The following is a 20,348-nucleotide window of genomic DNA, read 5'->3' as shown; positions in this document are numbered from 1 at the left end:
CCGGTGTCGCTCCCTTGAGGGGGAGGGCAAGCGGACACGAAGTGCCGCGCCGCCTTCGGGGGTGGGGCTACTTCGGCCAGAGCGCCCAGAGGCGCAGCGGCTGGTTCACCGTCGCCGCCAGCTTGCCGGCCTCGAGCCCGGTGCCGGCGAAGTAGTCGGCGCGCACGGCGCCCAGGATCGCGCTGCCCGTGTCCTGCGCCACCACCAGCTTCTGCAGCTGCACCGAAGGGCCCGGCGAGGTCAGCCAGACCGGCGTGCCGTAGGGGATGCTGTCGCGGTCGACCGCGATCGAGCGGCCGGCGGTCAGCGGCACGCCCTGTGCGCCGCGCGGGCCGAAGGCCGCATCGACATCGCTCAGCGTCTCCTCGCGGAAGAACACGTAGCGCGGGTTGCTCCACATCAGCTGCGAGACGCGCTGCGGGTTCTGCGCGACCCAGGCCTTGGTGTCGTCGGGCCAGCGGCTCACGCGGCCCGCGCCCTGGTTGATCAGCCACTGCTGGATGCTGCGGTAGGGCTGCTCGTTGGTGGCGGCGAAGGCGACGCGCACCATGTGCTGCCGGCCGTCGGGCTCGGTCAGGCGCAGGCGGCCCGAGCCCTGGATGTGCAGCATCATCGCGTCGACCGGGTCGGCCATCCAGGCGATCACGCGGCCGCGCAGCGCGGCCTGCGCCTCGGGCAGGGTCTCGATCTGCTCGCGCGTGAACCAGGGCCGCTTGGGCACCAGGCCGACCGGCGTGGCGTGGATCGGCACGTTGAACTGCGCGGTGGGCTGGCGCGAGGCCTCGTAGACCGGTTCGTAATAGCTGGTGAGCTGGCCTTCGCTCTGGCCCGCGAGCGATTCCACGCGGTAGGGCTGCAGCCGCTCGGTCATCCACTGGCGCTGCGCGTCGGCGTCCGCGATCGCGAGCCGGCGCACGTCCTGGCACAGGGGCGCGAAGGCCGCGTTGGGGCGCGCGCAGTTCGAGACCATCGCGTCCCAGCCTTCGTGGGTGGCGTCGTCGTTGAAGCCGGGCAGTTCGGACCAGGCCACGGGCACCCAGCGGCTCTTGGGGTGCGCGAGCGATCCGGTGAGCGGACCCAGCACCGGCGGCGGGCTGCCGGCAATGGGCGGGGAAGTCGTGGGGGGGATGCGCGTGCCGGTCGAGCAGGCTGCGAGCATTGTTACGATGGCCGTCACCACCAGCCACCGGAGTCCTTTTGTCATGGGTCTGATTTTGCTTGAAGCGCTCGGCGCCCTCGTGCTGCTCGTCTTCATCGTGTGGTGGACCATGTTCTCGGGCCGCAAAGGCGGCGAAATCGACCCGGTGCACAAGGCGGACGCCCCGGAAGACACGCCGCCGCGCGGCTGAATGTCACACTTTCCCTGTCGGGCGAGGCCGCATCGTATCGTGGGGTAACGGCGGCAGCGCTATTGATTTGGTAGCTGTAGGGCCTTTGCCTTCAGGGGTCTCCGGGCAGTTGAAGCCCCGAATGCTGACAGGCCCGGACGCGGGTGGCGGCTTTTCAGCCCTGCGTTCGTCGGGATAATTGACCGACATCCCGCGGCAGATCATGCTGCGGCGTCTCTCAACTTCGATCGAAGGAAACCGCCATGAAGAAACTCGTACTCGCCACTGCCGCATTCGCCGTCGTCCTGACCGGCTGCGCCGGCATGAGTGACACGCAACGCAACACCGGCATCGGCGCCGGCGTCGGCGCGCTGGGCGGTGCCGCCATCGGTTCCGTCACCGGCGGTCGCGCCGGCACGGGCGCGGCCATCGGTGCCGGCGTGGGCGCACTGGGCGGCTACCTCTGGTCGCAGCGCATGGAGAACCAGAAGCGCGAGATGGAAGCCGCCACCCGCGGCACCGGCATCGGCGTGACGCAGACCGCCAACAACGAGCTCAAGCTCGCGATCCCGAGCGACGTGTCCTTCGACACCGGCCGCTCGGCCATCAAGGCCAACTTCGCCCCGGTGCTCAACCAGTTCGCCAACGGCCTGCGCAACAACCCGAACGCCGAAGTGCGCATCATCGGCCACACCGACAGCACCGGCAGCGACGCGATCAACAACCCGCTGTCGGTCGACCGCGCCGCCAGCACGCGCGACTACCTGATCGCCCGCGGCGTGCCCTCCAACGCCTTCCGCATCGAAGGCCGCGGCTCGCGTGAACCGATCGCCGACAACAACAGCGACGCCGGCCGCGCGCAGAACCGCCGCGTCGAGATCTACGTCGGCGAGCGTTCGCCCCAAGGCTGATCCGGCGCCTCTCAGAGGCCCCGGAGCAGGTTGGCCAGTTCCACGGCCGACTTGACGTCCATTTTTTCGAACAGCCGCGCGCGGTGGACCTCCACCGTGCGCACGCTGATCGACAGCTGATCGGCGATCAGCTTGTTGGGCAATCCCTCGACCACCAGCTGCATCACGTCGCGCTCGCGGTCGGTGAGTTCGCCGATGCGCGCGCGCAGGGCCTGGCGCGCGGCCTGGGCATGGACCGCCTGCAACGAGGCGGCCAGCGCCTTCTCGATCCGGTCCACCAGTGCGTTGTCCGAGAACGGCTTCTCGCAGAAGTCGAAGGCGCCGCGCTTGACCAGGTCGACCGCGGTCGGCACATCGGCATGGCCGGTCAGGAAGATCACCGGCATCGCTTCCAGCAGCCCGCGCTCGGCCAGCCGGTCGAACAGCACCAGGCCGCTGGTGCCCGGCATGCGAACGTCCAGCAGCAGGCAGTGGGGCTGCGGCAACGGCGGCATGCTCGTGATGTAGGCCTCGAAGGCATCGGCCGAAGCAAAAGGCTCGCTCGCCAGCCGGCGCGAGCGCAGCAGCCAGGCCAGCGCGTCGCGCACGCTCGCATCGTCGTCGACGATGAAAACCAGTCCATCGATCAGGGGTTGCATCTCAATTCTCTCCAGGCCGAACGGCAAGCGAAATCCATACCATGAACCCTAGGCCAGGACACCGCGGAACCGGCTTTGCCGGGCCGCCGGTGTCGCCCCCTTGAGGGGGAAGGCAAGCGGACACGAAGTGCCGCGCCGCCTTCGGGGGTGGGCCAGGGACACCGCGGAACCGGCTTCGCCGGGCCGCCGGTGTCGCCCCCTTGAGGGGGAAGGCAAGCGGACACGAAGTGCCGCGCCGCCTTCGGGGGGGGGCCAGGGACACCGCGGAACCGGCTTTGCCGGGCCGCCGGTGTCGCCCCCTTGAGGGGGGAGGCGCCGAAGGCGCATCGGGGGTGGGCCATGTCACGCCATGGGCAGTGTGAAGCGGAAGAGGGTTCCGCGCGGCCGGTTCGGCTCGTACATCAGCACGCCGCCGTGCTGCTCGACCACCGTGCGGCACAGGCTCAGGCCCAGGCCCATGCCGTCGGACCGGGTGGTGAAGAAGGGCGTGAACAGGCGCTTGGCCACCTCGTCGCTGATGCCGCTGCCGACATCGGCCACCGTGAACAGCAGCCAATGGCGCATGTCGGCCGGCGCGCCCTCCACCCGCAGACTGCCGGCACGCGCCACGCGCAGCACCAGCACGCGCTCGCGCAGCTCGGGCATGTCCATGGCCTGCATCGCGTTGCGCGCGAGGTTCAGCAACACCTGCTCGACCAGCGTGCGGTCGCACTGCACCGGCGGCAGTCCGTCCTCGAGCACCATCTCGACGCGCACGTCGAGCTTGCGCGCCTGCAGCCGCACCAGCGGCAGCACCGCATCGAGCAGCGCCTGCGGCGCCACCGGCTCGCGCGTGCGGTCGCGCCGGCGCACGAAGTCGTGCACGCTGCGGATCACCTGGCCCGCGCGGTCGGCCTGCTCGGCGATGCGGCGCACCGCCATCGCGACCTCGGCGTTCTCGCCCTCGGCGCCCTGCAGCAGGTTGAGCGAGCCGGTCGCATAGCTGGCGATCGCGGCCAGCGGCTGGGTTAGCTCGTGGCTCAGCAGCGAGGCCATCTCGCCCACGGTCGCGAGCCGGGCGCTGGCCTGCAGCCGCTCCTGGCTGGCGCGCGAGAGTTCCTCCACGCGGCGCTGCTCGCTGACGTCGATGAAGGCGCTCATCCAGCCGGTCTGCACGCCGTGGGCGTTGATCAGCGGGGCCTCGAAGATCAGCACCGGGAAGCGGGTGCCGTTCTTGCGCATGAACACCGATTCGAAGCCCTCGCGCGGCGGCAGGCCGCCGGCCAGCCGCAGGGTCTGGCGCTTCTGGTATTCGTGCGCCAGTTCGGTCGGCCAGTAGGGCGCTTCGCCGAAGCCCGCGGCGACCAGCTCCTCGGCGCTGAAGCCCACCATCTCGCAGAAGGCCGGGTTGACGTAGGTGATGCGGCCCTGCAGGTCGCGCGCGCGCAGGCCGGTGACGACCGAGTCCTCCATCGCCTTGCGGAAGGCCAGCGTGTCGGCCAGGTCGCTCTCGGCGCGCAGCCGGCGGCGCGTGTCGCGCGCCAGCAGCACCAGCACCGAGACCAGCGCGATCGAGATGGCCGTGACCAGCGCGGTCAGCAGGTTGGGAAACACGTCGGGCGCGGCGCGCCAGCCGTCGACCCGCAGCACCAGCGCGGTGCCGGGCAGGTCGATCAGCTGCTGCGTGCTGAAGACGCGGCTGCCGATGCGCCGCGCCGTGCCGACCGACGCGAGCCGTGTGCCGTCGGGCTCGGTCAGCGAGACCTCCTGGCCGCGCCGCAGCGTGGGGGCGACCAGTTCGATCAGCATGTCGCGCAGCGCATAGGTGGCGATCAGGTAGCCGCCGCCCTCGAGCGGCACGCAGAGCTCCATCACCTCGAGGCCGCCGCTCTCGGGCAGCGCGACGTAGTGGCTGGGCGAGTAGGCGGCGCCCTCGAGCTTGTGGGCCGAGGTGCAGGCCAGCGAGACGTCGGACTGGGCCGACTGCCGGCCGGCCTCATCGAACAGCGTGATGCGGTAGGGCGTGTCGGCCGCGGCCAGCGTGCGCAGCGCGCCGTCGCGCCATTCGAGCCGCAGCCACTCGCGGTGCCCGCGCATCAGGGCGGCCGACTCGGCGTTCCAGCGCGCGCGGTCGAGCCCGCCGGTGGCGAGCGCATGCAGGCCCTGCACGTTGCGCTGCAGGCCGGCGCGCAGGTCCGCTGCCGCATCGGCGGTGTCGCGGTCGAGCGCCGCCTGCACCTGCTCGGCCTCGTGCCGGCCGGCCAGCCAGACCACGGTGCCCAGCAGCGCCAGCACCAGCAGCGCCAGCAGCACCCAGAGGAACCAGCGCTGCCAGACCGAGCGCAGGCTCAGGAAGGCCTGGCCGCCGATGCGGATCGCCAGGCGCGTGGCGAGGTTCTCGCGCGGCACCGGGGGCAGCGTCTCAAGCGGCGGGGAGGACACGGTGCGAGAGGGCGGGGAGTTGCGCGCGTGCCGCGGCGGTGCGCGTGGCGTCGAGTTCGAACAGCACCAGGCCTTCGTCCTGCGCGCGCTGCGCCACCACCGTGCCCCAGGGGTCGACGATCATCGACTGGCCCCAGGTCCGGCGGCCGTTCTCGTGCGTGCCGCCCTGCGCGGGCGCCACGACCCACGCCAGGTTCTCGATGGCGCGGGCGCGCAGCAGCACTTCCCAGTGGGCCGCGCCGGTGGTGTGGGTGAAGGCGCTGGGCACCAGCAGCAGTTCGGCGCCGCCCTGCGACAGCGCGCGGTAGAGCTCGGGAAAGCGCAGGTCGTAGCAGACCGACAGGCCGATGCGCCAGCGGTGCCCGTCGCGCGAGGGCAGCTCGAAGCTGACGGGCTCGCTCCCGCGGGCGACCACGCGTCGCTCGTCGTAGTGCTCGCGGCCGTTGTCGAAGAAGAACAGGTGGATCTTGTCGTAGCGCGCCACGCAGCGGCCATCCGGGGCATAGGCGAGCGAGCTGTTGAACACGTGCCCTTCGTCGGCGGTCTCGATCGGCAGCGTGCCGCCTACGATCCACAGGCCGAACTCGCGTGCCGCGTCGGCCAGGAAGCCCTGCACCGCGCCGTCGCCCGGCCGTTCCCGCAGCGCGAGCTTGTCGGTGTCCTTGGCGCCCATCACGCAGAAGTACTCGGGCAGCACGGCCAGTTCGGCGCCGGCGGCCGCGGCTTCGGCCAGCAGGTCGTGGGCGCGGGCCAGGTTGGCTTCGCGGGCGATGGCCGACACCATCTGGATGGCTGCGACTTTCATGGCCGGTTCTCCTTCTGTGCTTCGTTCACGGGCGTGCTGCGGCGGGGCACCTTGGTGATCTTCGGGTCGGCCCAGGTGCCTTCGATCTCGAACTCCTGCGTCGCGGCGGCGGCCAGCGGCTTGCTCAGCAGCATCTGCGCGAGGAAGGTGCTCAGGCCGATCACCGGGTTGATCGCGGTGGCGACCAGCGAGGCGGTGCCGGCGTTGATCTCGGGCACCACCACCACGCGCAGGCTCTGGGTCTCGCGCGCCAGGTCGGCCGAGCCGTCCATCAGCGCGGCGGCGTTCACGCCCTTCATCTGCAGGTTGTTGGTGCTGGCCACGCCGCGCGCGATCTTCGCATCGCCGCGCACGAAATCGAAGGCGAAGCCGTCGCTGAACACGTCGCGGAAGTCGAGCGTGAGCCGGCGCGGCAGCGCCTGCAGGCTCAGCACGCCCAGCAGCTTGGCCAGCCCCGGATCGGCCTTGAGGAACTGGCCGCTGCCCACGTCGATGTGCAGCTGGCCGTTGAGGCTGGGGTAGTCGAGCGACAGCGGCGAGCCCTGCCAGTCGACCTCGCCCTCGAGCCGGCCGCGGCCGCGCCGGATCACGTCCTTCATGTTGAAGCGCGCGAGCAGCGCGCCCGCGTCGGCCATCTCGAGCTTGAAGTTCATCGCGGTGCGGCGCCGCGCCGCGTCGTTGCCGGCCCAGGTGCCCTGCGCCGTGAAGCTGGCCTCGGGCATGGTGAAGGCCAGCTTGTTGAGCCGCCACTCGCGGCGCGCGCCGCCGCGGTTGACGGCGTCGATCTCGGCCCGGCCCAGGTGCCGGCCCAGCAGCTCGAAGTCGTCGACCACGATGTCGAGCGCCGGCAGCGCGCCCGGCTGTTCGTCGAGCAGCGACTCGACGTCCTTGGCCTCGCTGGCCGCGATCTTCAGCCGCGACAGCCGCGCATAGATGCGCCCGTTCTGCGAGGTGTTGTACTCGGCGTAGCCGCTGAGTTCGGTGGCGTCGATGTTGGCCCGCCACAGCGCGCCCTCGCGCGAGCCGCCCAGCACCACCTCGTGCAGCGTGCGGCCGCCGCCGATGCCCAGGGCCTGCGCGCGCACCGCGATGGAGGTCGGCAGGTAGGCCGAGGGGTCGTTGCCGCCGGCGCCGGTGTCGACCGCGTTGCCGGTCGCTTCGCCGAACAGCGCCTGCCAGGCCGGCAGGTCGAACTGCGCGAGGTGCAGCGTGGCCAGCACGCCGCGCTCGGGCGCGGCGGCGGTCTCGCCCTCGGGCAGCCCGACGCCGATCGCGCCCTGCAGCACGCGCGGCTCGGCGCCCGAGATGTCGCGCACGTAGTGGGCCGAAGCCACGCGGCCCAGGCCCAGCGCGATGCGGTCGTGCAGCAGCGGCGCGGTGCCCGCCCGAGCCTCGCGCAGCACCACCTTCTTCTCGATCTGCAGCGGCATCGCCTCGTCGGCGTTCTTGGCCAGCGGCGCGGGCAGGGACAGGGCCAGGCCCTGCAGGCTGCTGTTGACCGAGAACTCCGGCGTGCCGTCGCGCACCGACAGCGTGGCGCTGTAGCCGGTACCGCCGACGGCCTTGGCCGCCACCCGGGGCAGCCATTCGACTTCGCGCACGGCCCGCAGGCCTTCGGCCGTCACGTTGCCCTGTGCCCGGAAGCTCATCTCGGGGCTGGCGCCGGCGTAGCGGCCGCGGCCCTCGATGCGTGTGTCGCCGCCGGCCAGGCGGCCCTGCACGCCGCTCAGCGTGAAGCCGGTCTCGGTGAAGCCCAGCGTGCCGCGGACCTGGGACACGGTCGGGGCCTCGGGCGCGAGCTGCAGCTCGTTGCCGGCCAGCACCACGGTGGACTGCACCTTGGCCTTGTCCATGTTCTCCAATGGCAGGTCGAGCTTGAGCCGGTAGTCGGCGTTGCCGGTGGCGCGCACCTTGGCGATCGGTTCGGCGGCCTCGCCGGTCAGCGGCGCGCCGACCTTGAGCAGTTCGGCCAGCGGCCCGCGGGCCTGGGCATCGACCTCGAGCAGCGGCGCGTGGTGCGCCATGTCGGCGATCTGCACGTCGGCCTGGGTCACCTCGATGCCCGGCGCGCCGACGATGCGCCCGCGCGCATTGCGCACCCGCATGCCCGAGCGCTCGAAGATCAGGTCGCCCGCCACGCCGGTGAGCGCGGGCCAGGGCAGCGCCTTGGCCGTGGTGCTGGTGTTGGCAGCGGCCGGCACGTAGGCGTAGTCGACGCCCGACACCTTGGCCGCGATGCGGAATTCGCCGTCGCGCGGGTCGTTGAAAGGCACGTCCCAGAGGTCGCCGCGGACCTTGAAGTCGACCGTGCTGGCGCGGCCCTTGGTCACGCTCTGCTGCACGTAGTCGCGCGTGTGCTTGGGGATCTCCAGCGGCAGGTAGCGGAACACCCGCGTGCCGTCGGCGTTGGTCAGCTGGCCCTGCAGGTCGAGCACGCCGGGATAGCGCGAACGCGCGCGCGACACCGCCGGATCGCTGGTGCGCCAGCTGGCGCGCGCCTCGCCGGTGGCGTCGGCGTTGGCGAAGCGCAGGTCGTTCACCTGCAGCTGCGCCTTGGCGCCGTCGAGCTTCCATTGCAACTGGGCCGAGAGCCGGTCGATCGGGATCAGCGGGTCCTCGAACACGCCGGGGAATTCGAGGCTGCCCTGCGCGATCGAGAGCGTCGCCTTGCCGCCGTCCTGGGTGGCGTCGAACTCGATGCGGGCGCCGCTCAGGCCGGGCGTGCCCGGGTGCGGCACCGCCGCGGCCGCCTGCGGCTTGGCGTCGGCGGGCGGCTTGGCCGGCTGCGAGGCCAGGCCGAGCCCGCGCACGCTGCCCGTGGCGCGGTAGTGGTGCGGGGCGTCGAGCGCGCCCTGCCAGCCGAGGTCGAGGCGCTCCACCACGCCGCGGGGCGCATAGGTGGCCAGCGCCTGGTGCGTGGCGTCGCCCAGCGGCAGCCGGCCGGCGATCAGCGCCAGCGCCGCCAGGTCGAGCGCATCGGCCTTGAAGGCGCCGCGCTCGGGGCTGCGGCCCTGGGTGGGCGTGTGCTGGAACCACAGGTTGCCGCCGGGCCAGCGCAGGCCGTCGGCGGCGGTGAACTGCAGCGCGGTGGTGGAGAACTCGAGCGTCTTGTCGTTGAGCCGGCCCGCGAGGCGGCCGGTCACGCCGCGCAGCACCAGCGGCTCGAGCCCGGTGTCGAGCGAGGCGTCGATCTGGTCGAGCGAAAGGTCGGTGGCGCCGCCCACGATCTGGCCGTTGCGCACGTCGGCCCAGGCGCGCAGGCCGCCGCTGCCTTCGCGGATGCGGGCGTCGATCGACACGTAGCGGCCGAGCCGGCGCACGTCGATGTGCGGCAGCTCGGCGTACATCTGGCCGGTCCAGCTGTGCCAGTTGCCGCGGCGCACCGACAGCAGCGGCTGGCGGAACTGGCCGCGCAGCGAGAAGCGCTCGCCCCAGCCCTCGGGCGGCGTGGCGTCCAGGCGCAGCGCATGGCGGCGCCCGGCGTTGCGCGCGACGAAGCGCACGTCGGTCAGCATCAGGGGTTCGGCCTGGCGGCGTTCGTCGGTCCAGCGCACCGTGCCGCCCTCGATCACGAACTCGCGCTGGGCGAAAAACCAGTCGGCGCCGCGGGTCTCTCCGCTGGTGTCGGTCGACATGTCGAGCCCGGCCACGTGCAGCTTGCCGAGCGCGTCCAGCCGCACCTCGAGCTGGGGTTTCTCGATGTAGAGCTGTTCGAAGTTGAGGTGCCACAGCGAGCGTGGCGAGACGCTGGCGACCACGCGCACCAGCCGCAGCGCTTCGCGCTGCTGGGCGTCGAGCAGCACCACGTCGCGCAGCTCGAGCACCGGAAACAGGGTGCCGGAGCGCGCGCGGATGTCGCCGATGCGCACCGGTACCCCGACGGCACGGGAGGCCTGCGCCTCGATGGCCTCACGGTAGTCGCCGATTCGCGGCACAATCCAGCCGTGTAGGACAACGACCGCCAAGGCGAACAACGACCACGCGGCAATCAACAGACCCAGCAGCCATCTCGCCATGACAGCGGTGAACTTGAGCAGCTTAGAAGGATGGGACGCCGTGTCGTTCATTGAGGATCGCGCTGTGCAGGAATTATGACCCCCAGCCTCTCGACGGGTTCCGCTCCCACCGATGCCATCGTGCATCCTTCCACGGCGGCCGCCTTGCCGCCCCTGTCCGCCCATTCGCGCTTCGTCCAGCGGCTGCGCCGCCGTTATGCCGGCGAGCTGGCGCTGCTGCCCGCGGGCGAACCGCTACGCCCGCAGATGCGCCAGGCCTACGAACAGTTGCGTGCGCGCGGCGACAGCGCCGCCGATGCGCTGCGCATCGTGCGCCAGCTGGTCATGGAGCGGCTGGTCACGCTCGATTGCGACCGCCAGGCCCCGCTGGCGGTGGTCACCACCGCCGTCACCCAATTGGCCGAGTTCGCGCTCGACATCGCCTGCGCCGAGAGCGCGGCCGAACTCGACGCGCGCCACGGCGCCCCCCTGGGCCCGGACGGCCAGCGCGCCCAGTTCTGGGTGGTGGGCATGGGCAAGCTGGGTGCGCGCGAGCTCAACGTGTCGAGCGACATCGACCTGATCTACCTCTACGACCAGGACGGCGACACCGCGGGCGACGCCGACGGCCGCGGCCGGATCTCCAACCACGAGTACTTCGCGCTGGCGGTCAAGCGCATTTATGCGCTGGTGGGCGACACCACCGAGCACGGCTTCGTGTTCCGGGTCGACCTGGCGCTGCGGCCCAACGGCAATTCCGGCCCGCCGGTGGTCTCGCTCGACGCGCTCGAGGAGTACCTGCAGGTGCAGGGCCGCGAGTGGGAGCGCTTCGCCTGGATGAAGAGCCGGGTGGTGGCGCCCGCTTCGGTGGTGGCCGACGGCTCGGCCCAGGCGCTGCGCGGCGTGGTGCTGCCCTTCGTGTTCCGCCGCTACCTCGACTACAGCGTCTTCGATTCGCTGCGCACGCTGCACCGGCAGATCCGCGAGCAGGCGGCGCGCCGCAGCGCCGGCCGGCCCGAACGCGCCAACGACGTCAAGCTGTCGCGCGGCGGCATCCGCGAGATCGAATTCACCGTGCAGCTGCTGCAGGTGGTGCGCGGCGGCCAGTTCCCCGAGCTGCGCACCCGGCCCACGCTCGATGCGCTGCAGCGGCTGGCGCGCGCCGGCCTGATGCCGCAGGACACGGCCGACGCGCTGGCCGTGGCCTACGAGTTCCTGCGCCGCGTCGAGCACCGCATCCAGTACCTGGACGACCAGCAGACCCATGTGCTGCCGGTCAACGACGAGGACGTGCGCTGGATCGCGCAGTCGATGGGCCTGCCCGACTGCTGCGCCTTCCTGGCCGAGCTCGACACCCACCGCGAGTTCGTGGCGCAGGAGTTCGACAAGCTGCTGGGCGGCGAGAAGCAATGCAGCGGCTGCAACGGCAAGGCCAAGACCGAGCCGCCGGCCGACCTCCACGACCTGATCGCCCAACTGCCCGCGGCCTTCGGTGCGCGCGTCGAGCGCTGGCGCGAGAGCCCGCGCATCCTGGCGCTGCGCGACGAGACGCGCGCGCGGCTGCGCCAGCTGGTGCGCCGCACCGGCCAGTGGATCGACGGCGTGGCCCGGGACGCCTCCGAGGACGTCAAGGCGCAGCGCACCGAGGCCGCCCTGCGCTGGGCCGACTGGATCGAGCCGCTGCTGCGGCGCGAGAGCTACCTGGCGCTGCTGGTCGAGCGGCCGGCGGTGCAGGAGCGGCTGCTGCGGCTGTTCGGCGCGGCGCGCTGGCCGGCGCGCTACCTGATGCAGCACCCGGGCGTGATCGACGAACTGGCCAGCGACGAGATGCTGGGCGGGCGTTTCGTCGCCGCCGAGTTCGAGCGCGAGCTCGAATCGCGGCTGGACTCGCTGCGCCGCACGGGCGAAGACGATGAAGAGCGCCTGCTCAACCTGCTGCGCCATGCGCACCATGCCGAGGTGTTCCGCACGCTGGCGCGCGACGTCGAAGGCCGGATCACGGTCGAGCAGGTGGCCGACGACCTGAGTGCGATGGCCGACACCGTGCTGCGCATCACCGCGCGCTGGTGCTGGCAGCATGTGCGCAACACCCATCGCGAGGTGCCGCAGTTCGCGGTCATCGGCTACGGCAAGCTGGGCGGCAAGGAGCTGGGCTACGGCAGCGACCTCGACATCGTGTTCGTCTACGAGGACGAGGACGAACGCGCGGGCGAGGTCTACGCGGCCTACATCCGCCGGCTCATCAACTGGCTCACGACCAAGACGCGCGAAGGCGACCTGTTCGAGATCGACACCGCGCTGCGGCCCAACGGCAATTCGGGCCTGCTCATCACCACCTTCGCGGCCTACGAGAAGTACCAGCTGGGCCGTGGCAGCAACACCGCCTGGACCTGGGAACACCAGGCCATGACGCGGGCGCGCTTCGTGCTGGGCGACCCGGCGCTGGGCGAGCGCTTCGAGGGCATCCGCAACGCCGTGATCTGCGCGCCGCGCGACCACGAGGCGCTGCGCGCCGAGATCTTCGCGATGCGCAACAAGGTCCGCGCCGCGCACCCGGTCAAGGCCGGGCGCTTCGACGTCAAGCACAGCCCCGGCGGCATGGTCGATGCCGAGTTCGCGGTGCAGTTCCTGGTGCTGTCGCAGGCCTGCGGCCACCGCGAGCTGGTGCCCAACCTGGGCAACATCGCGCTGCTGCAGCGCGCCGAGGCCGCCGGGCTGCTGCCCGAGGGCGTGGGCCAGCGGGCCGCGGCGGCCTACCGCGAGCTGCGCCGCGTGCAGCACCGCGCGCGGCTCAACGAAGAACCCACGCAGGTGCCGCTGCCGGCCCTGGCGGCCGAACGCGAAGCCATGCTGGCGCTGTGGCATGCGGTCTTTGGCTGACCGTTTCGCAGGCCCGCGCGCCGCGGCCTGGTCGGCCCTCGCGGCGGCGCTGGTGCTGGCGGGCTGCGCCAGCGGCCCCAAGGGCGGCGAGGGCCGCAGCGGGCGCGACGGCCCGGGCGCCAATCCGCCGGCCAACCTGTCGAGCGTGCCCGACGCCGAGCCGCGCATCGAATCGATACGCAGCAGCGGCGGCACCAGCAAGCCCTACACCGTGCTGGGCCGCGCCTATGTGCCGATCACCGACGACCGGCCGCTGCGCGAGAGCGGCATCGCCTCCTGGTACGGCAACAAGTTCCACGGCCAGTCCACGGCCAGCGGCGAGCCCTACGACATGTACGCCATGACGGCGGCGCACAAGACGCTGCCACTGCCCAGCTATGTGCGGGTGCGCAATCCGGCCAACGGCCGCGAGGTGGTGGTGCGGGTCAACGACCGCGGCCCCTTCCACGACGGCCGCATCATCGACCTGAGCTACACCGCCGCGCTCAAGCTCGACCTGCTGCGCGGCGTGGGGCCGGTGGAGATCGAACGCATCACCAACGAGGACATCCGCACCGGCGCCTGGCGCCGCGGCGGCGAGACGATGCTGGCCTCGGCCGCACCGCCGCCGCCACCGCCGCCCCCACCGTCCCCTCCCAGGGCCCCGGCGCCCGTGGCCGTGCCCGCCGCCTGGACCGCCAACGCCGCCGCCGTGCCGGCCGACAGCGTGGCGCCGCCCGCGCAGCCTTCCGCGGCACCCGCGCCCTCGGCGATGGTCGTGACCGAGCTGCCGCCCTTGACGCCCGCCGCAACGCCGACGCCCTCGCCGCTGCCGCTGTCGTCGTCGAACGCCGAGGCACCGTCCGCCGGCTTCTGGCTGCAGCTGGGCGCCTTCCGCGAGCTCGACGGCGCCGAGGGCCTGCGCAGCCGGGCCGCGCGCGGCCTGCCCGCGCTGGCGCCGCAGCTGCGCGTGTTCAGCGAGGACGGCACGCACCGGCTGCAGGCCGGGCCCTTCGCCACCCGCGACGCGGCGGCTGCGACGGTGTCGCAGGTGCGCGAGGAACTGCGCATCGCGCCGATCGTGGTCGAGCGGCGCTGAGCTGCTTTCTTCAGGCGATGGTCTTCTCGGCCACCGGCAGGCGCATGCCCACGCCCAGCCGGTTCCAGGCGTTGATCTGCGCGATCGCCACCGTCAGGTCGACGATCTCGGCGTCGCTGAACACGGCCTGCAGCTGCGCGAAGTCGGCATCGCGGTCGCCGTGGTGCTCGGCCAGGCGGGTCAGGCTCTCGGCCCAGTGGAGCGCGGCGCGTTCGCGCGCGTCGTAGAAGCCGACCTCGCGCCAGGTCGCGATGCTGTTGATGTGCTGCCAGTCGACCTCGAGCTTGCGCAGGTCGCGCACGTGCATGTCGAGGCAGAAGGCGCAGCCGTTGAGCTGCGAGACGCGGGTCTGGACGATCTCGAACAGGCGCTGGCCCAGCGTGTGGCCGGCCAGCGCGCCGTTGACGCCGAGCATGGCCTGGTAGGCCTTGGGCGCGATCTTGAACCAGGAAAGGCGGGGGGTGTTCATGACGGGTTTCCTTGGATGAAAGTCATTGGATACCCCCGGAAGACGCGCCAGCCTGGGCGCCTGTGACGCTCAAGACCCGAAATTCGCGGCGACGTGCGCCAGTTTGTCAGGATTGCGCTGCGCATGGATGCGCACGATGCGTTCGCCGTCCCACTCGATGCCCTGCACCGACTCGAGCACGCCGTCGACGTAGCGCAGCATCCCCGGCGCGCCGTTGACCTCGGCGATCTCGATGCGCACCAGGCCGGGGTAGCGGCGCGCGAGCGCGAAATAGATCTGGGCCACGCGCTGGGCGCCGACGATGGGCTTGCCGAAGGACGGCACCTTGCCGCCGCCGTCGCCGAGGATCGCCACGTCTTCGGCCAGCAGCGCCTTGAGGCCATGCAGGTCGCCCTTCTGCGCCGCCTCGGCAAAACCGCGCAGGAGCCGCAGGTGGGTGTCGCGCGTCACGGCCTGGCGCGGCCGCTCGCCCTCGCGCACCTGGGTCCGGGCCCGGTGCACCAACTGCCGGCAGGCGGCCTCGCTCTTGCCCAGCGTGTGGGCGATCTCGCCGTACTCGGCATCGAACACTTCACGCAGCAGGAAGGCGGCCCGGGCCTCGGGCGCCAGCCGCTCGAGCAGCGTGAGGAAGGCCATCGAGAGATCGTCGGCGCGCTCGAGCAGCTGCTCGGGCGTGCGCGGACCGTCGTCGATCAGCGGTTCGGGCAGCCAGGTGCCCACATAGTGGGTGCGCTGCAGCTTGGCCGCGCGCAGCCGGTCGATGGCCAGGCGGGTGGTCACGGTGACCAGCCAGGCCTCGGCGCTGTCGAGGGTGTGGTGCGCCGCGGCGTGCCAGCGCAGCCAGGCGTCCTGCACCACGTCCTCGGCCTCGGCCAGCGAGCCCAGCATGCGGTAGGCGATGCCCTGCAGCCGGGGGCGCAGGCGGTCGAAGGTGAGGGTGGGGTCGTCCATGCCGCTCAGACGAAGGGGCGCGGGCCGTTGTGACAGCCCGCGCGGCGCAGGGGCCTCAGGCGCCCTGGTATTCCGGCTTCGGGCCGAGCGAGGCCGACAGTTCCTTGCGGTAGCGGTTGAGCTCCTGCACCGACTTGAAGCTGCGGTTCATCAGCAGGCTCAGGTTGTGCAGGATGCGCTCGCCCACCTTGTTCTCCCAGACCGCGTCGAACTTGATCTGGTTGTCCAGCCAGTGCTCGAGCCAGTCCGGGTCGGGCATGCGGCTCTGGATGGTGTCGTTGGGGAACAGCGCCTTGCTCACGTGCAGGTTGGTCGGGTGCAGCGCCTGGGCCGTGCGGCGCGCGCTGGCCATCAGCACGCCGACCTTGGTGAAGGCGGCGCGCGCCTCGTCGCCGAACTTCTCCATCGCGCGCTTCATGTAGCGCAGGTAGGCGCCGCCGTGGCGCGCCTCGTCCTGGCTCAGCGTGGTGTAGATGTGCTTGATCACCGGCTCGGTGTGCCACTCGGCCGCGCGGCGGTACCAGTGGTTGAGCCGGATCTCGCCGCAGAAATGCAGCATCAGTGTCTCCAGCGGCGGTGCCGGATCGAAGTCGAAGCGGATGTCGTGCAGTTCCTGCTCGGTCGGCGCGTGCTGCGGGCTGAAGCGCTTGAGGTATTCCATCAGCACCAGCGAATGCTTCTGCTCCTCGAAGAACCAGATCGACATGAAGGCCGAGAAATCGCTGTCGTGCCGGTTGTCGCGCAGGAACATCTCGGTGGCCGGCAGCGCCGCCCACTCGGTGATGGCGTTCATCTTGATGGTCTGCGCCTGCTCGTCGGACAGCTTGCTGCCCTCGAAGGATTGCCACGGAATGTCGCGGTCCATGTCCCAGCGGACGGATTCGAGTTGTCTGAACAGTTCGGGATAGAGCATGTGCGTCCTTCGTGGGCCGGCGGATTCTAGGTGGCGGAGGGAGGGCCGCGACCCGCGCGGGCGGCTTGCCGCGGCGGGTGCCGCCAGCCTAAGCGGCTTTGGCGCCCGGCATGCGCAGCCACCCTCCGCGTTGCAGGGTCGGACGCGGCGCTGTATTCCGGATGCATTTGGTGACAATCTGGGGCCCTGGCACGGGGAACCGGGCCCCCGCCGGCCCGCTCATAAATCCATCGCATCGTGATCGAACGATGACAAATGTTTTTATGTTGCGAGGCCTTCCAGGCATCCGCCTGGACTGAAATCCCGGGGCGACCCTCCTCCTCCTCCCTCCCTCCTCCTTCGCGTCGGGGCGCCTCGCAACATTTTTGTATTCCCCACCTGGCGTCATGCGCCGCGGGCCGTTGCCCGCGGTGGCCGCCGGCCGTGCGCGCCGCCCGCCAAGACCCCGATCCCGCGCCGGATAACGCCCGGCCCCCCGGGCCGGCGCGCCGAATACAATGCCGGGTGCTGCGCGGCCCCTGCCGCGCCCCATGGCCGCAATCCGCGGCCACGGCAGCGCCGCCCCCGCGGCGCGCTCCCACCCGCTCTTCTGCTGGAGACTCTCTTGTTCATTTCCTCTGCTTTCGCCCAGACCGCACCCGCAGCCGCGGGCGGCGACATGTTGTCCTCGCTCGGCAGCATGCTGCCGTTGGTGCTGATGTTCGTGGTGCTGTATTTCGTCATGATCCGGCCCCAGATGAAGCGTCAGAAGGAAGCCCGCGCCATGATCGAGGCGCTGGCCAAGGGCGACGAAGTCGCCACCGCCGGCGGCGTGCTCGGCCGCATCACCTCGCTGGGCGAGCAGTACCTCGGCCTCGAGATCGCCAACGGTGTCGAGATCAAGGTCCAGCGCTCGGCGGTGGTCCAGGTGCTGCCCAAGGGCGCGATCAAGTAATCGGGGCCGGACACCGCCCGCCCGTCGGGCGGTGCTCCCCTCTCTCCGGCCCGTCCGGTTCGCGCGCAACGCCCAACGCTGAATTTCTTCTCATATGAACCGTTACCCGGTCTGGAAGTACGCGATCCTGGTGGTCGTGCTGCTGGTGGGGCTGATCTACGCCCTGCCCAATTTCTTCGGCGAGGCGCCGGCCGTGCAGGTGTCGGCGGCCAAGGCCACCGTCAAGGTCGACGCGGCCACGCAGACCCGCGTGACCGAGGCCCTCCAGGCCGGCGGGCTCAAGCCCGACGTGCTGACGCTGGACGCCACCTCGGTGCGCGCCCGTTTCCTCAGCACCGACGACCAGCTCAAGGCGCGCGACGTGCTCCAGCGCGCGCTGGTGCCCGATGCGGCCGACCCGTCCTACGTGGTCGCGCTCAACCTGGTCTCGCGTTCGCCGACCTGGCTCACCGCGCTGCATGCCTTCCCGATGTACCTGGGTCTCGACCTGCGCGGCGGCGTCGACTTCCTGCTGCAGGTCGACATGAAGGGCGCGATCGACAAGAAGGCCGAGTCCTTCGCCGGCGACCTGCGCACCGCCCTGCGCGACAAGGGCATCCGCGGCAGCGCGGTCAACCGCAACGGCCAGTCGATCGAGGTGCGCTTCCGCGACGCGGCCAGCCTCGAGGCGGCCAAGCGCCTGGTGCAGGACCAGTTCGCCGACCTCTCGACGGTCGACAGCCAGGACGGCGCCGAGTGGAAGCTCACCGCCTCCATCAAGCCCGAGGCCGCGCGCCGGCTGCAGGACGCGGCGCTCAAGCAGAACATCACCACGCTGCACAACCGGATCAACGAACTCGGCGTGGCCGAGCCGGTGATCCAGCAGCAGGGCCTGGACCGCATCGTGGTCCAGCTGCCGGGCGTGCAGGACACGGCCAAGGCCAAGGACATCCTGGGCCGCACCGCGACGCTCGAGATGCGCATGGTCGACGAATCGACCGAAGGCCGCGCCGCCGAACTCGGCACCGGCCCGGTGCCCTTCGGCTCCGAGCGCTTCCTCGACCGCGAAGGCCGCCCGGTCATCGTCAAGAAGCAGGTGCTGGTCACCGGCGAGAACCTGACCGACGCGCAGCCCGGCTTCGACTCGCAGACGCAGCAGCCCAAGGTCGACCTGACCATGGACGCCAAGGGCGGCCGGATCATGCGCGACGTGAGCCGCGACAACTACCGCAAGCGCATGGCGATGCTGATCTTCGAGAAGGGCAAGGGCGAAGTGCTCACCGCCCCGTCGATCAACGGCGAGCTGGGCAACCGCTTCCAGATCTCCGGCTCGATGAACGTGGTCGAGGCCAACGACCTCGCGCTGCTGCTGCGCGCCGGCTCGCTGGCCGCGCCCATGGAGATCATCCAGGAACGCACCATCGGCCCCAGCCTGGGCGCCGACAACATCGACAAGGGCTTCAAGAGCGTGATGTACGGCTTCATCGCCATCATGGTCTTCATGTGCCTGTACTACGCGCTGTTCGGCGTGTTCTCGTCGATCGCGCTGGCGGTCAACCTGCTGCTGCTGATCTCGATCCTGTCGATGCTGCAGGCCACGCTCACGCTGCCGGGCATCGCCGCCATGGCGCTGGCCATCGGCGTGGCGATCGACTCCAACGTGCTGATCAACGAGCGCATCCGCGAGGAACTGCGCGCCGGCGCCTCGCCGCAGGCCGCGATCCATGCCGGCTACGACCGCGCCTGGGGCACCATCCTGGACTCCAACGTGACCACGCTGATCGCGGGCATCGCGCTGCTGGCCTTCGGATCGGGCCCGGTGCGCGGCTTCGCGGTGGTGCACTGCATCGGCATCGTGACCTCGATGTTCTCGGCCGTGTTCTTCTCGCGCGGCCTGGTGAACTTCTGGTACGGCGGCAAGAAGAAGCTCAAGAGCGTCTCGATCGGCACCGTCTGGCGCCCCAAGACCGACGGCACGACCCCGGTCGAAGCCAACTAAAGGATCGATGCCATGGAGTTCTTCCGCATCCACAAGACCATCCCGTTCATGCGCCATGCCAAGGTGCTGAACCTGATTTCCATCGCGACCTTCCTGCTGGCGGTGTTCTTCCTGTTCCACCGCGGGCTGCACCTGTCGGTGGAGTTCACCGGCGGCACCGTGATGGAGGTCGCCTACCAGCAGTCGGTCGACGTCGGCAAGGTCCGCGACACCATCGGCAAGCTGGGCTACGCCGACGTGCAGGTGCAGAACTACGGCACCTCGCGCGACGTGCAGATCCGCCTGCCGGTGCAGAAGGGCCAGACCTCGGCGCAGCAGAGCGCCCAGGTGATGGAGGCGCTCAAGGCGGTCGAGCCGACCGCCACCCTGCGCGGCAACGAGTTCGTCGGCCCGCAGGTCGGCGAGGAACTCACCACCAACGGCCTCAAGGCGCTGGGCATGGTGGTGGTCGGCATCATGATCTACCTGGCCTTCCGCTTCGAGTGGAAGTTCGCCCTGTCGACCGTGCTGGCCAACCTGCACGACGTGGTGATCATCCTGGGCTTCTTCGCCTTCTTCCAGTGGGAGTTCTCGCTGGCGGTGCTGGCGGCGGTGCTGGCGGTGCTGGGGTATTCGGTCAACGAATCGGTCGTGATCTTCGACCGGATCCGCGAGAACTTCCGGCGCTACCGCAAGCTGACCACGGTCGAGACCATCGACAACGCGATCACCTCGACCATCAGCCGGACCATCATCACCCACGGCTCGACGCAGCTGGTGGTGCTCTCGATGTTCTTCTTCGGCGGCCCGACGCTGCACTACTTCGCGCTGGCGCTGACCATCGGCATCTGCTTCGGCATCTACTCGTCGTGCTTCGTGGCCGCGGCCATCGCCATGTGGCTGGGCATCAAGCGCGAGGACCTGGTCAAGACCCCCGTGAAGCACGAAGGCGATCCGTACGATCCGAATGCCGGCGCCACGGTCTGAGCCTTCAGGTCCGGTGACATGATGCGGGACCCGGCGGCTTCGGGTTGGGGAGCATCGGATGCCCTTGTGCGTCCGCCCCGA

Annotated in this window: 15 protein-coding genes; 7 read left to right on the top strand and 8 right to left on the bottom strand. The window is 70.8% G+C overall.

All coding sequences use genetic code 11. From position 1 onward, the window contains the following. Positions 1-67: 67 nt before the first annotated feature. Positions 68-1,204, bottom strand: coding sequence for a murein transglycosylase A (gene mltA / locus QTI20_RS26250; RefSeq protein ID WP_286555473.1), 1,137 nt, complete (start codon positions 1,202-1,204; stop codon positions 68-70). Here mltA and QTI20_RS26245 point away from each other — a divergent pair. Both QTI20_RS26245 and QTI20_RS26240 read left to right on the top strand, forming a co-directional pair. After that, the gene (locus tag QTI20_RS26245) at positions 1,203-1,349 is read left to right on the top strand and encodes a hypothetical protein (protein WP_286555475.1); all 147 of its coding nucleotides are present in this window, start codon (positions 1,203-1,205) and stop codon (positions 1,347-1,349) included. The two genes, mltA and QTI20_RS26245, sit on opposite strands and share 2 nt — an antisense overlap. A 242-nt stretch (positions 1,350-1,591) precedes the next feature. Beyond that, the gene (locus tag QTI20_RS26240) at positions 1,592-2,239 is read left to right on the top strand and encodes a YiaD family glycine zipper/OmpA-like lipoprotein (protein ID WP_183025284.1); all 648 of its coding nucleotides are present in this window, start codon (positions 1,592-1,594) and stop codon (positions 2,237-2,239) included. A gap of 11 nt (positions 2,240-2,250) precedes the next feature. On the opposite strand, the gene QTI20_RS26235 is transcribed toward QTI20_RS26240, so the two are convergent. From QTI20_RS26235 to QTI20_RS26220, 4 genes are all read right to left on the bottom strand, one after another. After that, positions 2,251-2,877: a response regulator transcription factor gene (locus QTI20_RS26235; protein WP_286555477.1), complete on the bottom strand. Its 627-nt coding sequence runs from the start codon at positions 2,875-2,877 to the stop codon at positions 2,251-2,253. Positions 2,878-3,219: 342 nt separating this feature from the next. After that, positions 3,220-5,238, bottom strand: coding sequence for a two-component system sensor histidine kinase NtrB (locus tag QTI20_RS26230; RefSeq protein WP_286555667.1), 2,019 nt, complete (start codon positions 5,236-5,238; stop codon positions 3,220-3,222). 40 nt (positions 5,239-5,278) lie between these two features. Beyond that, positions 5,279-6,103: a carbon-nitrogen hydrolase family protein gene (locus tag QTI20_RS26225; protein WP_286555479.1), complete on the bottom strand. Its 825-nt coding sequence runs from the start codon at positions 6,101-6,103 to the stop codon at positions 5,279-5,281. Continuing rightward, entirely contained in the window at positions 6,100-10,170 is a 4,071-nt protein-coding gene (locus QTI20_RS26220; RefSeq protein ID WP_286555481.1) for a YhdP family protein, read from the bottom strand. Before QTI20_RS26220 ends, QTI20_RS26225 begins: the two co-directional genes overlap by 4 nt. Before the next feature lie 24 nt (positions 10,171-10,194). Here QTI20_RS26220 and glnE point away from each other — a divergent pair, with 24 nt between their 5' ends. Both glnE and QTI20_RS26210 read left to right on the top strand, forming a co-directional pair. Further along, on the top strand, positions 10,195-12,978 hold the full coding sequence (gene glnE, locus QTI20_RS26215) for a bifunctional [glutamate--ammonia ligase]-adenylyl-L-tyrosine phosphorylase/[glutamate--ammonia-ligase] adenylyltransferase (RefSeq protein ID WP_286555482.1): 2,784 nt from the start codon (positions 10,195-10,197) through the stop codon (positions 12,976-12,978). After that, positions 12,962-14,056, top strand: coding sequence for a septal ring lytic transglycosylase RlpA family protein (locus tag QTI20_RS26210; RefSeq protein ID WP_286555483.1), 1,095 nt, complete (start codon positions 12,962-12,964; stop codon positions 14,054-14,056). Before glnE ends, QTI20_RS26210 begins: the two co-directional genes overlap by 17 nt. A gap of 10 nt (positions 14,057-14,066) precedes the next feature. Here the strand turns inward: QTI20_RS26210 and QTI20_RS26205 are convergent, their stop codons facing one another. From QTI20_RS26205 to QTI20_RS26195, 3 genes are all read right to left on the bottom strand, one after another. Next, complete coding sequence (locus QTI20_RS26205; protein WP_286555485.1) at positions 14,067-14,525, bottom strand: carboxymuconolactone decarboxylase family protein; 459 nt, start codon at positions 14,523-14,525, stop codon at positions 14,067-14,069. 69 nt (positions 14,526-14,594) lie between these two features. Further along, entirely contained in the window at positions 14,595-15,476 is an 882-nt protein-coding gene (locus tag QTI20_RS26200) for an RNA polymerase sigma-70 factor (RefSeq protein WP_286555487.1), read from the bottom strand. Between the two features lie 55 nt (positions 15,477-15,531). Next, positions 15,532-16,389, bottom strand: coding sequence for a ferritin family protein (locus QTI20_RS26195; protein ID WP_286555489.1), 858 nt, complete (start codon positions 16,387-16,389; stop codon positions 15,532-15,534). 604 nt (positions 16,390-16,993) lie between these two features. Between QTI20_RS26195 and yajC the strand changes: the two genes are divergently transcribed. The 3 genes from yajC to secF all read left to right on the top strand — a co-directional run bounded on the left by yajC (position 16,994) and on the right by secF (position 20,267). Further along, a complete protein-coding gene (gene yajC, locus QTI20_RS26190; RefSeq protein ID WP_183025275.1) occupies positions 16,994-17,323 on the top strand; it encodes a preprotein translocase subunit YajC in 330 nt (109 codons plus the stop codon). 94 nt (positions 17,324-17,417) lie between these two features. Next, positions 17,418-19,301 carry a protein translocase subunit SecD gene (gene secD / locus QTI20_RS26185; RefSeq protein ID WP_286555491.1) on the top strand — a complete coding sequence of 628 codons (1,884 nt, stop codon included), beginning with the start codon at positions 17,418-17,420 and terminating at the stop codon, positions 19,299-19,301. Between the two features lie 12 nt (positions 19,302-19,313). Further along, positions 19,314-20,267: a protein translocase subunit SecF gene (gene secF, locus QTI20_RS26180; protein WP_286555493.1), complete on the top strand. Its 954-nt coding sequence runs from the start codon at positions 19,314-19,316 to the stop codon at positions 20,265-20,267. The last annotated feature ends 81 nt before the right edge of the window (positions 20,268-20,348 follow it).

The sequence above is a fragment of the Variovorax sp. J2P1-31 genome (assembly GCF_030317215.1).
Lineage (GTDB): Bacteria > Pseudomonadota > Gammaproteobacteria > Burkholderiales > Burkholderiaceae_C > Variovorax.
The sequence above is the reverse complement of the archived record's forward strand: the minus strand, read 5'-3'. Positions and strand labels throughout refer to the sequence as shown.

What these genes read in the sequence shown, in the direction of transcription:
- QTI20_RS26245 (WP_286555475.1), top strand. Translation starts at nt 1,203, where the DNA reads ATGGGTCTGATTTTGCTTGAAGCGCTCGGCGCCCTCGTGCTGCTCGTC.
- mltA (WP_286555473.1), bottom strand. Translation starts at nt 1,204, where the DNA reads ATGACAAAAGGACTCCGGTGGCTGGTGGTGACGGCCATCGTAACAATG.
- QTI20_RS26240 (WP_183025284.1), top strand. Translation starts at nt 1,592, where the DNA reads ATGAAGAAACTCGTACTCGCCACTGCCGCATTCGCCGTCGTCCTGACC.
- QTI20_RS26235 (WP_286555477.1), bottom strand. Translation starts at nt 2,877, where the DNA reads ATGCAACCCCTGATCGATGGACTGGTTTTCATCGTCGACGACGATGCG.
- QTI20_RS26225 (WP_286555479.1), bottom strand. Translation starts at nt 6,103, where the DNA reads ATGAAAGTCGCAGCCATCCAGATGGTGTCGGCCATCGCCCGCGAAGCC.
- QTI20_RS26220 (WP_286555481.1), bottom strand. Translation starts at nt 10,170, where the DNA reads ATGAACGACACGGCGTCCCATCCTTCTAAGCTGCTCAAGTTCACCGCT.
- glnE (WP_286555482.1), top strand. Translation starts at nt 10,195, where the DNA reads ATGACCCCCAGCCTCTCGACGGGTTCCGCTCCCACCGATGCCATCGTG.
- QTI20_RS26210 (WP_286555483.1), top strand. Translation starts at nt 12,962, where the DNA reads ATGCGGTCTTTGGCTGACCGTTTCGCAGGCCCGCGCGCCGCGGCCTGG.
- QTI20_RS26205 (WP_286555485.1), bottom strand. Translation starts at nt 14,525, where the DNA reads ATGAACACCCCCCGCCTTTCCTGGTTCAAGATCGCGCCCAAGGCCTAC.
- QTI20_RS26200 (WP_286555487.1), bottom strand. Translation starts at nt 15,476, where the DNA reads ATGGACGACCCCACCCTCACCTTCGACCGCCTGCGCCCCCGGCTGCAG.
- QTI20_RS26195 (WP_286555489.1), bottom strand. Translation starts at nt 16,389, where the DNA reads ATGCTCTATCCCGAACTGTTCAGACAACTCGAATCCGTCCGCTGGGAC.
- secD (WP_286555491.1), top strand. Translation starts at nt 17,418, where the DNA reads ATGAACCGTTACCCGGTCTGGAAGTACGCGATCCTGGTGGTCGTGCTG.
- secF (WP_286555493.1), top strand. Translation starts at nt 19,314, where the DNA reads ATGGAGTTCTTCCGCATCCACAAGACCATCCCGTTCATGCGCCATGCC.